This is a genomic window from Ureibacillus thermosphaericus (assembly GCF_002370195.2).
GTDB lineage: Bacteria > Bacillota > Bacilli > Bacillales_A > Planococcaceae > Ureibacillus > Ureibacillus thermosphaericus.
On record NZ_AP018335.1, the window covers coordinates 1713567 to 1727846 of the forward strand.

A 14280-nucleotide genomic window follows, 5' to 3' on the forward strand; every position below is an offset into this window, starting at 1 on the left:
GGAGGTGAAAGAATGAGTATAGGAATGCCATTTATTATATCTCAATCCCAATCGTTAGGATCCATAAAAGGACAGCAAAATGTTTTCAAAAACAAAGAAGGTTTTAGTAAGTTTGGTGATGTTTTTACTAAGGTTGTTCAAAGTGAAGAGAAAATGTCATCCGAAATTATGGAAACGGTAGAAAAAGAAATTCAACCACTATTAAAAGCTGATTCCGTAGAAGACATATTTGATTTACTCGAAATTCCTAACGATGAAGGATTGATTATACTCTCCCAAGGTGAAGAAGAGCAAGTAATTACAATAGAAGAATTAATGTCAAACATCGATGACATTTTAACACTATTAAATATGAATACTGAGCAACTAAATGAAATTGCTCAAGAGCTTTTGGGAGAAGAAGTTCGCATCGATAATATTTGGGATTTCATTCATCTCGTAAATCATGAACAGCAGTCTTTAAACGCCAACGTTGAGTCGCAATTGTTGGACAAAATGACTTCAATTTTATTTGGCGAAGAGAATAGATTACAAAGAGATGTAGTGAAATTTTTGCAAGTAATAAAATTAGCCCAATTAGTTGGCGAACAGTCTCAATTAAAATTAGAACAACAAGAACAGATTTCTAACTTAAAAACGTTCTTACTGAATATTGAAAAAACAATTATAAAGGAAATGACAACATCAACTGGCAAATTTTCATTAGAAAATTTCCAGCAAGTCGTAGTTAAACAGGTAAAAACAGAAGTTGATTCTAACGCTCATACAACTTCCAATATTTCTTTACATCAAAATTCGGAAACGAAAACAATTACGATTACTTTGCCAAATACAAATAATGGATCACAGGCTGAATCATTAGTAAAACAAATTGAATCGATATTACAACGTAGCCAAATATCCAATTCTCAAGGAACAACGAAATTATTATTAAAACTTTATCCTGAACATTTAGGATCTATTCGAATCGAATTAGTACAAAGAGAAGGTGTGATTTCTGCTAGATTGCTTGCTTCAACTGCACTTGGAAAAGAATTACTGGATAGTCAAATTCATCAATTAAAGCAAGCGTTTGTTCAACAAAACATTCAACTTGATCGAATCGATATTCAACAAAGTTTACAAGAGACGGATTTACGTGACCAAAATTTATTTAACAATATGTTTAAAGGTCAGCAACAGTCTGAAGAAAATGATAAAGATTCAGAAGAGCAGCAAGATGATGAAAAACTGTCTTTTAAAGAATTTTTAGTAAATGAGGAAGTGTAGCATATGGCAGAAATGTCAAAAATCACAAATGATTACTATTTATCTAACAATAAAAAAGTAGAAAAACGTACAGGAAACTCTATCCTTGGTAAAGATGATTTTCTAAAAATTCTAATCACTCAGTTGCAGCATCAAGATCCAACTAATCCAGTAGAAGATAAAGAATTCATTGCTCAAATGGCTCAGTTTTCAACATTAGAACAAATGCAGAACATGACGAAAGCAATGGAGGATTTGCTCGAATCACAATTGCAAACACAATTGATGGCATACACATCTTTCATAGGGCAAGAAGTAAAATGGCATGAAATTACCGATAAATTGGATGAAAAAGGAAAGCCGATGATTAACGAAGGCCAAGGGGTGATCGTTGAAATAAAATTTAAAAACGGCATGCCATTGTTTATATTAGATGATGGAAAAGAAATTACTGTAGGCAATATTTCTTCTATTTTAAAAAAGAATAGCGAAAAACCTGTAGTTGAAAATCCTCTAGTAGAGGTAAGTAAACTTATTGGAAAAACTGTCAAATACCAAAATGAAAACGGTGAGTTTGTTCAAGGAATCATCGAAGCTGTGACAACAAACAATCAAACAATTGAATATATTTTAGATAACCAAGTTCGGTTAAAGAAAGAGCAATTTGAAATTGTCAGTGAATAAGGTTGGTGAATCCATGCATCGAATACAATTTCAGCACGTACCATTACAACCGATTCATCTAAAACATAGCTCGAAACCAACAACAGAAAAAAAGACGACAAGCTTCATTGAGCATTTTGAACAAGCGAAAAATGAACTGAAAATAAGCAAACATGCTAATGAAAGAATTCGGGAACGAAATATTCAAATTTCAGAAGAAGAGTGGGAAAAAATTACGGACAAAGTAATTGAAGCTCGTTCGAAAGGGATTAAACAACCACTCGTATTAATGGATCAAGCTGCGTTAATCGTGAGCGCTAAAAATGGAACAGTCATTACAGCAATGGAGAGAGATGAAGCAAAAGAACAATTATTTACAAATATTGATGGCACTATTGTATTATAAGGCAGGACCTTGTAGGATGCCTCGTTTGCGGACTGACAGAAGCAAACAATATCTTTCTATTATTCGAAAGGAGAATTAGACGTATGATACGTTCAATGTACTCTGCAATTTCAGGTTTAAGAAATCATCAAACAAAACTAGATGTTATCGGTAATAATATTTCAAATGTGAACACTCACGGTTTCAAGAAAAGCCGTACAATTTTTAAAGATATGGTATCTCAAAATTTAGGTAGTGCATCATCTCCAACTCAAACCCTTGGTGGGGTGAACCCAAAACAAGTTGGTTTAGGGTCAACAATGGCAGCTATCGATATCATTCATTCTACTGGATCACTACAATCCACTGCGCGTACACTGGATTTAGCCATTGATGGTGAAGGATTCTTTATGGTAGCAAATAAAGATGACGCTGAAGGTGTTGCTGGTACTAACTTTAATAATGTTTTATATACAAGAGCTGGGAACTTCTACATGGACAAAGACGGATACCTTGTAAATGCAGAAGGTAAATATTTAGTAGGTATTGCTCCTGATGCTGCAGGAGATTTAGAAGCAGGGTATGATGAATTCCCAACTCCGGATGAGATAGAAATTGACGAAGAACTAGGGAATTTAGCAGGAGATACTTGGACATCACCAGCAGATGATGGATCTTATCAACCAATTCGAATTCCAACAGATGCTTCTGAAATGAGTATTGGTCAAGATGGAACAATTACATTTGTAGATGCTGATGGAGAATTAAGATGGGCTGGTCAAATTGTATTAGCAAAATTCCCTAATGTTGGAGGTCTTCAAAAAGTAGGAAGCAATTACTATACAGATACAACGAACTCCGGAGAAGTATTCTTACAAGTGGGGACTGCTTCAGGATTAGGATCCATTGAATCTGGTTTCCTTGAAATGTCGAATGTTGACCTATCAGAAGAGTTTACGGAAATGATTGTGGCACAACGCGGTTTCCAAGCAAATACTCGCGTAATTACAACTTCCGATCAAATTTTAGAAGAATTAGTGAACTTAAAACGATAATCAATCTAGTAATCTTTTAACTTACTAGTCTTTAGATTATTTTAAAGAAAAGGAGGGTCGGGCCGGCTCTATCCTTCCCGGCCCTATTTCAATGATTCAACTAACACGCCTTAATGGCAAAACATTTTCATTGAATGCTTTATACATAGAAACAGTCGAATCCTTTCCAGATACGACCATTACGCTAACGACTGGGCGGAAATATATTGTAAAGGAAACTGAAGAAGAAGTTAGAAAAAAAGTGACAAATTATTATCGCACGATTCAAGTGCTTTCTAACCCCCATCTACGAGGTGATGAAAATGAAGAATAATAAATTATTAACAGTAATGCTCATCATTTTAGTGTCGATTACGTTAATTGGGGTTGTACTTGTAGTTTTATTGACTCAATTCAATAAACAATCTACAACCCTCGAACCAACCATCGATAAAATTATCGAATCTAGCGTAGATGTACCTGAAATAACGACCAATTTAGCAGATGGAAATTATATCCGCATTGAATTGAAAATCCAAACAGATAGCCCTAAAGCAGCAAAGGAACTAGCTAAACGCGACTTCCAAACAAAAAACATTATCATAGAGGAACTATCTGAATTAACGGAGGAAAACCTAAAAGGAAAAGAAGGAAAAATTCTATTAGAATCAACGATTAAAGCCCGATTAAATGAATTGATGCAAGAGGGTGAAGTGCAACAAGTATACATTACCTCCTACATCATTCAGTAAAGAAATCTGTTGAAATGGAGGTGGTCAAATGCCAGGTGATGTATTATCCCAATCGGAAATCGATGCGCTGCTTTCAGCAATCTCTACTGGGGAAATGTCAGCAGATGAAATGAAAAAAGAAGAAGAAAAGAAAAAAGTCAAAGTTTATGATTTCAAGCGTGCCCTTCGTTTTTCAAAGGATCAAATTCGAAGTCTGACGCGAATTCATGAAAACTTTGCAAGACTTTTAACTACATTCTTTTCTGCTCAACTTAGAACATATGTACAAATTTCTGTAGCATCTGTTGACCAAATTCCCTTTGAAGAATTTGTTCGCTCGATTCCAAATATGACATTAATAAATGTATTTGAAGTACCGCCTTTAGATGGTAATATTTTAATGGAGATCAATCCAAACATTGCTTACTCCATGTTAGATCGCCTCATGGGTGGTAGCGGTACAAGTTATTCAAATGTTGACAATTTAACTGAAATCGAACAAAAAATCATGACAAACTTATTTGAACGTTCCTTCGATAATTTGCGTGAAGCTTGGGAAAATATCGCTGAAATTGACCCAATGCTTGTTGAACTCGAAGTGAACCCACAATTTTTACAAATGATTTCACCAAATGAAACAGTAATCGTTATTTCAATGAATACCGTTATTGGTGAAACTTCTGGCATGATTAACATTTGTATTCCACATGTCGTATTGGAACCAATTATACATAATTTGTCTGTCCAATACTGGATGCAATCGAATACAAAAGAGCCAACAGAAGCACAAATCAAAGCGTTAGAAACAAAAGTAAAACAATCTGACTTACAGCTCGTAGCTGAACTCGGTACATCTACGATTTCAATCGAAGACTTTTTAACGATGAATATCGGTGATGTCATCCAGCTCGATCAGAAAATTTCTGATCCATTAATTCTTAGAATTGGAGATATTCCAAAATTTACTGTTCAGCCGGGTAAATTAAAGAAAAAAATGGCAGTTCAGATTATTGAGACGTTGAAAGGAGGAGAAGAAGATGAGTGATGATATGCTCTCCCAAGAAGAAATTGAAGCCCTACTTCGAGGTGGAACACTAGATGATAAAATCGAGGAAATGGCTTCAAATTCTAAAACAAATTCAAACGAAAAATTAGTTGTTGAAGATTATTTAACAGAAATGGAACGCGATGCGTTAGGTGAAATAGGAAATATTTCTTTCGGGAGCTCAGCAACTGCACTATCTTCATTGTTAGGGCAAAAAGTTGAAATAACAACTCCTGTAGTGTCACTAATTAATAGAAATAATTTGGAAGAAGAATTTCCACATCCATATGTTGCTGTATCAGTAGAATATACAACTGGTATAAGCGGTGTGAATTTATTAGTCATTAAACAATCAGACGCTGCAATCATTGCAGATTTAATGCTTGGGGGAGATGGACGCAATCCGAACCCAGATTTAGGAGAAATCCAATTAAGTGCTGTTCAAGAAGCGATGAATCAAATGATGGGTTCAGCTGCAACCTCCATGTCTACGATGTTTAACAAAAAAGTAGATATTTCACCACCTTCTCTAGCTTTACTAAATATTAAGGAAAATGAAGGTGAAGAGAATATTCCTGATGATGAAATATTGGTAAGAGTTTCCTTCCGTTTACTCATCGGGGATTTAGTAGATTCTACAATCATGGAATTACTACCATTAGATCTAAGTAAAAAGCTTGTAAAATCCTTATTCGGTGAAAATGCAGATGCGAATCAACCTGAGGCACAACCTCATGCACAAGCTGAGCCGAAACAATTAACTGCATCGCCAATGCAACAAAGCACAACATCGCAATTGGAACAACCAATACAACAGGCTAATCAACCAGTATATCAGCAGCAAGCTGCTACTACTCATGAAATACCAAGTTTTACAACTTATTCACAACCAAAACCTCAGCCGGTAAATGTTCAACAAGCACAATTTGCAACATTTGAACAACCGAAGATGACAGAGGCAGAAGCTCGAAATTTAAATATGTTACTTGATATTCCTTTACAAGTAACTGTTGAATTAGGACGGACGAAGCATTCAGTGAAAGAAATATTACAATTAGCTTCAGGTTCCATTATAGAGCTAGATCGACTTGCTGGTGAGCCAGTTGATATATTGGTAAATAATCGCCTAATTGCGAAGGGTGAAGTTGTAGTCATTGATGAAAACTTTGGTGTGAGAATTACAGATATTATCAGTCAGAAAGAACGCATCAATAATCTAAGATAGATGTAATAATAATGGAGGAATCTTACTATGTCTAAAAAAATCTTAATAGTTGACGATGCAGCATTTATGCGCATGATGATTAAAGATATTTTGACGAAGAATGGCTATGAAGTAGTTGGAGAGGCAGCAGATGGAATGCAGGCTGTAGAAAAATATAATGAATTGCGACCAGATTTAGTGACAATGGACATCACTATGCCAGAAATGGACGGCATAACAGCATTGAAACAAATTAAATCGATTGATCCAAACGCTGTTGTAATTATGTGTTCAGCTATGGGTCAACAAGCGATGGTCATTGATGCCATCCAAGCGGGTGCGAAAGACTTTATCGTAAAACCATTCCAAGCAGATCGTGTTATTGAAGCAATCCAAAAAGCAATAGGTTGATAGGAAAGATGAAAAACCTTTATAAAAAAATTAGCATTGTCCTTATGTTGTTCGCAGTTTTTATAATGACTGCTCCAGCACAGCTCACTTTTGCGAACCAAAAAAATAAAATGATTGACGAAGGCTATTTTGATAATCCTGAAACTTTCAATCAAGATTCTACAGCTGTCAAAGAATCGGCAGCTGTAGGTCTTACAGCTTGGGATTATATCAAAATGCTGCTCGCACTCATTTTTGTACTCTTATTATTAATTTGGGTGTTAAAGTTTATTAATAAAAAAAGCTATCATTTTCAACAAAATCAAATTGTTCGAAATATCGGTGGTATTTCAGTAGGTTCACAAAAGTCTGTTCAAATTTTGCAAATTGGAGATAAGCTGTACATCGTTGGTGTAGGTGAAAATGTAGAACTCATTAAGGAAATTTCAAATCGTGATGAAATTGACAAGTTGCTTAATCTTTACAATGAAAAACAAATGTTAACAACAAGTCCACCATTCATTGCAGAATTATTTAAAAAATTGAAAGGGCAGTCAAAAACGCGTGAAAATAGTAATCATTCAGATTTCGGGAATATGTTAAATCAGCGTTTATCTGAAATTCAAAAGATGCGTCGCGACGAGCTCGAAAAATGGAAGGAAAAGGAGCACGATAAATAATGGAACAATTTATCTCATTCTTTTCTGACTCTGATCCTACGAACGTCGCTACTTCTGTAAAATTACTATTATTATTGACAGTATTATCACTTGCACCAAGTATTTTAATTTTAATGACATCATTTACACGTATCGTCATAGTCCTTTCGTTTACTCGGACAGCTTTAGCGACGAATCAAACGCCTCCCAATCAAGTAATTATTGGGTTAGCATTATTTTTAACTTTCTTTATTATGGCTCCAACCTTCCAACAAGTAAATGATGAAGCATTGCAACCGCTCTTTAACGAAGAGATTGGCCTTGAAGAAGCATATTCTAGAGCAAGTCTTCCATTTAAGGAATTTATGGCAAAACATACAAGACAAGGAGATTTGGAACTGTTTTTACAATATAGTCAAGCAGAAAGACCACAATCCATTGAGGAGATTCCTTTAACCATATTGGTACCGGCTTATGCTTTGAGTGAATTGAAAACCGCTTTCCAAATGGGATTTATGATTTTCATTCCGTTTATTGTCATTGATATGGTTGTAGCAAGTGTACTCATGTCTATGGGGATGATGATGTTACCGCCTGTCATGATTTCGTTGCCATTTAAGATTTTATTATTTGTACTTGTCGATGGATGGTATTTAGTCATTAAATCTTTACTCCAAAGTTTCTAAGGGAGGAAACTCAATGTCACAATTAACAGTCATTCAAATAGCTGAACAAGCGGTATGGGTTGTCCTCTTAGTTGCAGGTCCACTAATGTTAGTCGCTTTAGTTACTGGTCTAATCATCAGCATTTTCCAAGCTACAACGTCTATTCAAGAACAAACATTGGCGTTTGCTCCGAAAATAATTGCGGTGTTAGTAGCCATCGTATTTTTTGGACCATGGATGGTGTCAAAAATGTCAGAATACTTTATTGACATTTTGAACAATTTAACGCGATACATAGGGTGACATAAATGTTAGAAATCATACCACAATTTTCTGTATTCCTATTAATGTTTGTAAGGATTTCTGCATTTTTTGTTACCGTCCCTTTTTTTTCATATCGTACGATACCACCCCAATTAAAAATTTTGTTAGCTTTAATGCTTGCTTGGATGATGTATTATACGATTCAAACAGAAGTGATTCCAATTGATGGGAATTACATATTGCTTATTATGAAAGAAGCGATGATTGGGCTTATTATTGGATTAGCTGCAACCATCATAATATCCATCGTACAAATAGCTGGTGGTTTTATCGATTTTGAAATGGGATTTGCCATGGCAAATATCGTTGATCCGCTTACCGGTGCACAAAGTCCAATGATGGGACAATTTTTTAACTTACTAATTTTATATTTATTAATTGCTACTAACGGTCACCACCTTATTTTAGATGGAATTTACTATAGTTATCAGTTTATTCCAATTAATCATTTTCCGAACTTTGGGGATGCTGGCATGGCGGAATTTACAGTAAAGTTGATTGCTGTAGTCTTTTCGGTTGCTTTTCAAATGTCAGCACCTTTAGTAGCAGCATTGTTTTTATTAACGCTTGCTATTGGTATTACCGGAAAAACGGTTCCTCAATTAAATATTTTTATTATCGGATTTCCATTAAAGATTATCGTAGGATTTCTTGTATTGTTCATTTCAATGGGGATTATGATTGAAGTGATGCAAAAGGTGATTGAATTAATGATTACCGTTATGCGTGAATTCATGCAGTTTTTAGGTGGTGCATAATTTGAAGTTACTGCTTCCTTTAGACTTACAATATTTTGCTGGTGAAAAAACAGAAAAAGCGACTCCAAAGAAACGGAAAGATGCTCGAAAAAAGGGACAAGTTGTAAAAAGCCAAGATTTTTCGTCAGCGATTTTGTTTTTAATCCTTTTTCTTTTTCTCATCTTTATGGCACCGTTTATGTTTAAAGGTCTCCTTTCTTTTTTTATACAAGCCTTTGAAAAATACATACTTTTTGAGACAGTGACAGTTGATACCATCATGAATATCTATGTTGACTCTATTTCAGAAATGGCTGTCATTTTATTACCGGTGATGGTAGTAGCAATGGTTGTGGCAATGTTCTCTAACTTTTTACAATTTGGTTTCTTGTTTACAACAGAAACAATAAAATTTGATTTGAAAAAAATTGATCCAATAAAAGGGATTAAGAAAATTATTTCATTAAGAGCTATTGTGAACTTAATTAAGTCTTTGTTAAAAGTAGCATTTATTGGGACAGTAACTGGATTTGTTATTTGGCTTAATTTTGACGATGTATTGTCTTTAGCATTTCATAGCCCTTGGGAAGCATTAATAATAGTTGCAAAACTAACGGCTATGATGGGCATCGCTAGTGCCATTGCCTTACTATTAGTCGCTATTCTAGATTACATATATGAAAAATTCGATTATGAAAAAAAATTAAGAATGTCGAAACAGGACATTAAAGATGAGTATAAAAATACGGAAGGGGACCCACTCATCAAATCGAAAATTAAGCAACGGCAGCGAGAAATGGCTATGCGACGCATGATGCAAGAAGTACCGAAAGCGGATGTGGTTATTACAAACCCAACTCACTTTGCAGTTGCCTTAAGATATGATGATGAGTCCATGGAAGCTCCTAAAGTCGTTGCAAAAGGTGTCGACTTTGTAGCACAAAAAATCAAATTAATTGCAAAGGAAAATGATATCGTCATGGTAGAAAATAGACCATTAGCAAGAGCGCTATATGATCAAGTGGAAATTGGTGAAGAAGTGCCTGAAGAATTTTTCAAAGCAGTGGCAGAAATATTAGCTTATGTTTATCGAGTTAAACGTAAAATTTAGTTTGTAGGAGGGAAAAACATGAAATTTCGCGACTTAGGAGTATTAGCATTTATCATCGTGATAGTAGCGATGCTCGTAATCCCTCTACCAACATGGTTGCTAAGTTTTTTAATCATCATTAATATTACGCTTTCTTTACTTGTATTGCTCACTGCAATGAACATGAAAGAGGCGTTGCAATTTGCGATTTTCCCGTCAATTATATTGATTTTGACGTTGTTCCGACTTGGTGTGAGTATTTCAACTACTCGTGCCATTCTTTCTCAAGGAGATGCCGGTGACGTCGTTGAAACGTTCGGGGAATTCGTAACGGGCGGTAATATACTAGTTGGTTTAGTTATTTTCATGTTGCTTGTCATTGTGAACTTTATCGTTATTACGAAAGGTTCAGAACGGGTTGCGGAAGTAGCAGCACGTTTCACGTTAGATGCGATGCCTGGTAAGCAAATGAGTATTGATGCAGATTTGAATGCAGGATTAATTTCTGAAAAGGAAGCACGGGAACGTCGCGATAAAGTTGCGAAAGAAGCAGATTTCTATGGGGCGATGGATGGTGCTACGAAATTTGTAAAAGGTGACGCCATTGCTTCCATCATCATGGTATTTATAAACTTAATTTTTGGTTTGTTTATTGGGATGTTACAAATGGGATATTCTTTTTCTGAAGCGGCAGACCACTTCTCCAAATTAACAGTCGGTGATGGTCTCGTTGCTCAAATTCCAGCCTTACTTGTATCAACAGCAACAGGTCTTGTAGTAACTCGAGCAGCAAGCGATGGTAATCTCGGAGAAGATATAATAGGGCAATTATTCTCTCAAGCAAAATTGCTTTATGTAGCAGCGGGAACCATTTTCTTGCTTGGCCTCTTTACTCCGATTCCTGACTGGATTACAATTCCAATTGCTGCATTACTTGCCATTGGAGCCTTTTTAATGAGTCGCAAAAAAGAAGAGGACCCAGAAGAATTGCTGGAAATTGAGGAAGAACAAGTAACCGATACAATGAAGAGTCCAGAAAATGTTGTCAATTTATTAAATGTTGATCCAATTGAATTTGAATTTGGTTATGGTTTAATTCCTTTAGTTGATGCGCAGCAAGGTGGGGATTTGCTTGACCGAGTTGTGATGATTCGTCGTCAGCTTGCATTAGAACTAGGTCTTGTAATTCCTGTTGTACGCATTCGAGATAACATCCAATTACAGCCGAATGAGTATCGTATTAAAATTAAAGGAAATGAAATGGCAAGGGGAGAATTATTATTAGACCATTATTTAGCGATGAGCCCTGGTGATGACGATTCGATTGAAGGTATTGATACAATTGAACCATCTTTTGGTCTCCCTGCAAAATGGATTACTGAGGAAGTAAAAGAAGAGGCGGAGATGCGAGGATTTACTGTTGTTGACCCGCCAAGTGTTGTATCCACACATTTAACAGAAGTCATTCGTGCAAACGCTCATGAACTACTCGGTCGACAAGAAACAAAGCAACTGATCGATCATTTGAGAGAAACACATGCTATTTTAGTCGACGAACTAACACCAACCCCATTATCGATTGGTGAAATTCAAAAAGTACTCGCAAAATTATTAAAGGAACATGTTTCGATTCGCAACTTACCAGTTATTTTTGAAACTTTGGCAGATTATGCAAAATTGACAAGTGACACGGATGTACTAACAGAATACGTAAGACAAGCCCTTGCACGACAAATTACAAGGCAATATGTACAAGACGGATCGCAATTAAAAGTAATTACCGTTCCGGCAAAATTAGAAAAAATCATTGCAGATAGCGTTCAGCAAACAGAACACGGAAATTACTTGGCGATGGATCCACAAGAATCTCAAAACGTTCTTGAGTCCATTGCAAAAGAAGTGGAAAGAGTTTCATACATGGAACAAACGCCAATTATTTTATGTTCACCAGGTATTCGAATGTATTTAAGACAATTAACGGAACGATATTTCCCACAAATTCCTATATTGTCTTATAACGAATTGGATGCCAACGTTGAAATCCAAAGTGTTGGGGTGGTGACTGTTGAATGAAAATGAAAAAATATATAGCACCTTCTATTGCTGAAGCGATGAAACAAGTGCGTTCAGAATTAGGTGAAGATGCTGTCATCATCAATTCTAAAGTAATTGTCAAAAAGAAATTTTTCGGATTGATAAGACAGAAAAATTTTGAGGTTCTGGCTGGAATTGACGTAGTTGAACGTCCAAAATTTGATATGCCAGAACAAATGGATAGCCCTGTTAAAGTTCAGCCCATCGTTCCAAAAAAAGACGAACTACCTATAGCAGGAAATGTTTTGGAGCTAAAAGAAGAGATTGACAGCTTAAAAAAAATATTACAATCAATGAAACATGAATCAATTCAATCTTCATTGCCTGATGAACTTAAACCATTTGCTGAATATATGAAACGTCAAGAGCTTAATCAAGAGCTCATCACGGCCATTTGTGATGAGCTTTTTGTACATATGCAAACGACGAAGGAAATATCTAATCAAGAAATAAAAAACATTGCAAAAAAAATTTTACAAGCGAAACTTTCTCCCCTCCCATTAGGAGGTTTATCCTATGAGAAAAAATACGTGTGTGTCTTAGGTCCGACAGGGGTAGGAAAAACAACGACGATTGCTAAAATGGCAGCTCGAAGTGTTTTGGAGAAGAAGAAAAGAATCGGATTTATAACAACCGATACATATCGAATTGCAGCAATTGAACAGTTAAAAACATACGCTAATCTTCTTCAAGCCCCCGTAGAGATTGTTTACAACTTCAATGATTATAAAGAAGCAATAAAAAAATTTGAACATTTAGATTTAGTGTTCATTGATACAGCTGGGCGCAACTATAAAGAAGCAAAATATGTGAATGAATTAAAGAAACTGATTTCTTTCGATGAAGAAGTTGAATCTTATCTTGTTCTATCTTTGACTGCTAAAGAGAAAGATATTGAAACGATAATCGAACAATTTAATGAATTACCTGTTGAGAAGTTTGTCTTCACTAAAATTGATGAAACAAATTCTATTGGCGCGATGTATAATTTAATGATTAAATATAATAAAGGACTTGCTTACTATACAACTGGGCAAGAAGTACCGGAAGATATTGAAGAAGCAACTGCAGACAAATTACTTGAATTGTTCTTCCAAGGAGAATTCAAATGAGAGATCAAGCAGAAAAATTACGAATGAAAATGTTGGAGCGTCAAGGTGCATTAGGGAGATCCATCGCTGTTGTTAGCGGTAAAGGCGGAGTAGGAAAGAGTAATTTTACAACAAACTTTGCTATTAATCTAGCGAAACGTGGGAAAAAAGTTGTCATATTAGATATGGATCTCGGAATGGCAAATGTTCACATTTTAATAGGGAAACAGGCTCAATATAATTTGAAGGACTATTTAGAAGGACATGTTTCATTCGAAGAAATCATTTATGCAGGTCCACAAGACATTCATTACATTTCCGGAGGTTCCGGTTTTTCATCGGTCATTGAATGGTCAGAAGAGATGTTTGATGCCTTCATACATGCATTTGAAGAATTGCAGAAAAATTATGATTATATTTTATTCGATATGGGAGCAGGAGCAACAAATTGGGCGCTAGATGTGGTTACGTCCATTGAGGAAGTCATTGTAATCACAACTGCTGAGCCAACTTCGATTACAGATGCCTATTCAATGATGAAATTCATTTATTTAAAAGAACCGAGTAAAACATTTTATCTATTATGTAATCGAGCGTTTTCAAATGAAGAAGGAAGGGAAACGTTGCAGAGGCTAAAAAATGCAATGTTGAAATTTTTATCAAAAGAAGTTGTGATTCTTGGTTGGTTACCAGAGGATAGTGCAGTCAGAAAAGCAGTGATTGAGCAAGTTCCTTTTTCAATTTCATATCCAAATGCTCAAATTTCAAAATCATTACATGAAATTGTAAATCGTTTTATTCATAATAAGTTAGGAGAAGAGATTCCTCTTTCATCCAATTCATTTATTACTAGACTAAAACGTATTTTCTCGAAAGGTCGTGATTAATTGGAACCTTCGAAAAAACATAAATTGCTAAT

Annotated in this window: 17 protein-coding genes; all 17 read left to right on the plus strand. The window is 35.4% G+C overall.

The annotated features are described in order from the left end of the window. The first annotated feature begins 12 nt into the window (after window positions 1–12). The 17 genes from UtA1_RS08220 to UtA1_RS08300 all read left to right on the plus strand — a co-directional run bounded on the left by UtA1_RS08220 (window position 13) and on the right by UtA1_RS08300 (window position 14248). Entirely contained in the window at window positions 13–1269 is a 1257-nt protein-coding gene (locus UtA1_RS08220) for a flagellar hook-length control protein FliK (RefSeq protein ID WP_096550661.1), read from the plus strand. 3 nt (window positions 1270–1272) lie between these two features. Next, window positions 1273–1932 (plus strand): flagellar hook assembly protein FlgD, encoded by a 660-nt coding sequence (flgD, locus tag UtA1_RS08225; protein WP_096550662.1) that lies wholly within the window; start codon window positions 1273–1275, stop codon window positions 1930–1932. Between the two features lie 13 nt (window positions 1933–1945). Next, window positions 1946–2317: a TIGR02530 family flagellar biosynthesis protein gene (locus tag UtA1_RS08230; protein WP_026018946.1), complete on the plus strand. Its 372-nt coding sequence runs from the start codon at window positions 1946–1948 to the stop codon at window positions 2315–2317. Window positions 2318–2400: 83 nt separating this feature from the next. Beyond that, complete coding sequence (gene flgG / locus UtA1_RS08235; RefSeq protein WP_096550663.1) at window positions 2401–3351, plus strand: flagellar basal body rod protein FlgG; 951 nt, start codon at window positions 2401–2403, stop codon at window positions 3349–3351. Between the two features lie 91 nt (window positions 3352–3442). Beyond that, entirely contained in the window at window positions 3443–3664 is a 222-nt protein-coding gene (locus UtA1_RS08240) for a flagellar FlbD family protein (protein ID WP_016836764.1), read from the plus strand. Beyond that, window positions 3654–4082 (plus strand): flagellar basal body-associated protein FliL, encoded by a 429-nt coding sequence (gene fliL / locus UtA1_RS08245; RefSeq protein ID WP_096550664.1) that lies wholly within the window; start codon window positions 3654–3656, stop codon window positions 4080–4082. The genes UtA1_RS08240 and fliL overlap by 11 nt, the downstream gene beginning before the upstream one ends. 28 nt (window positions 4083–4110) lie before the next feature. After that, on the plus strand, window positions 4111–5106 hold the full coding sequence (gene fliM, locus UtA1_RS08250; protein ID WP_016836766.1) for a flagellar motor switch protein FliM: 996 nt from the start codon (window positions 4111–4113) through the stop codon (window positions 5104–5106). Next, window positions 5099–6331, plus strand: a complete 1233-nt coding sequence (gene fliY, locus UtA1_RS08255; RefSeq protein ID WP_096550665.1) for a flagellar motor switch phosphatase FliY — start codon at window positions 5099–5101, stop codon at window positions 6329–6331. The genes fliM and fliY overlap by 8 nt, the downstream gene beginning before the upstream one ends. Before the next feature lie 27 nt (window positions 6332–6358). After that, window positions 6359–6721: a response regulator gene (locus tag UtA1_RS08260; protein WP_016836768.1), complete on the plus strand. Its 363-nt coding sequence runs from the start codon at window positions 6359–6361 to the stop codon at window positions 6719–6721. 8 nt (window positions 6722–6729) lie between these two features. Further along, window positions 6730–7380 (plus strand): flagellar biosynthetic protein FliO, encoded by a 651-nt coding sequence (locus tag UtA1_RS08265; protein ID WP_016836769.1) that lies wholly within the window; start codon window positions 6730–6732, stop codon window positions 7378–7380. Continuing rightward, the gene (fliP, locus tag UtA1_RS08270; RefSeq protein WP_016836770.1) at window positions 7380–8045 is read left to right on the plus strand and encodes a flagellar type III secretion system pore protein FliP; all 666 of its coding nucleotides are present in this window, start codon (window positions 7380–7382) and stop codon (window positions 8043–8045) included. The genes UtA1_RS08265 and fliP overlap by 1 nt, the downstream gene beginning before the upstream one ends. Window positions 8046–8058: 13 nt before the next feature. Then, window positions 8059–8328 (plus strand): flagellar biosynthesis protein FliQ, encoded by a 270-nt coding sequence (fliQ, locus tag UtA1_RS08275; protein WP_016836771.1) that lies wholly within the window; start codon window positions 8059–8061, stop codon window positions 8326–8328. A gap of 5 nt (window positions 8329–8333) precedes the next feature. Then, complete coding sequence (fliR, locus tag UtA1_RS08280) at window positions 8334–9107, plus strand: flagellar biosynthetic protein FliR (RefSeq protein ID WP_016836772.1); 774 nt, start codon at window positions 8334–8336, stop codon at window positions 9105–9107. Between the two features lies 1 nt (window position 9108). Further along, entirely contained in the window at window positions 9109–10197 is a 1089-nt protein-coding gene (gene flhB / locus UtA1_RS08285) for a flagellar biosynthesis protein FlhB (protein WP_096550666.1), read from the plus strand. 18 nt (window positions 10198–10215) lie between these two features. Further along, window positions 10216–12249, plus strand: a complete 2034-nt coding sequence (flhA, locus tag UtA1_RS08290; protein WP_016836774.1) for a flagellar biosynthesis protein FlhA — start codon at window positions 10216–10218, stop codon at window positions 12247–12249. Beyond that, window positions 12246–13382: a flagellar biosynthesis protein FlhF gene (gene flhF, locus UtA1_RS08295; RefSeq protein ID WP_126434462.1), complete on the plus strand. Its 1137-nt coding sequence runs from the start codon at window positions 12246–12248 to the stop codon at window positions 13380–13382. Before flhA ends, flhF begins: the two co-directional genes overlap by 4 nt. Next, window positions 13379–14248, plus strand: coding sequence for a MinD/ParA family protein (locus UtA1_RS08300; RefSeq protein WP_096550667.1), 870 nt, complete (start codon window positions 13379–13381; stop codon window positions 14246–14248). Before flhF ends, UtA1_RS08300 begins: the two co-directional genes overlap by 4 nt. Window positions 14249–14280: the final 32 nt, after the last annotated feature.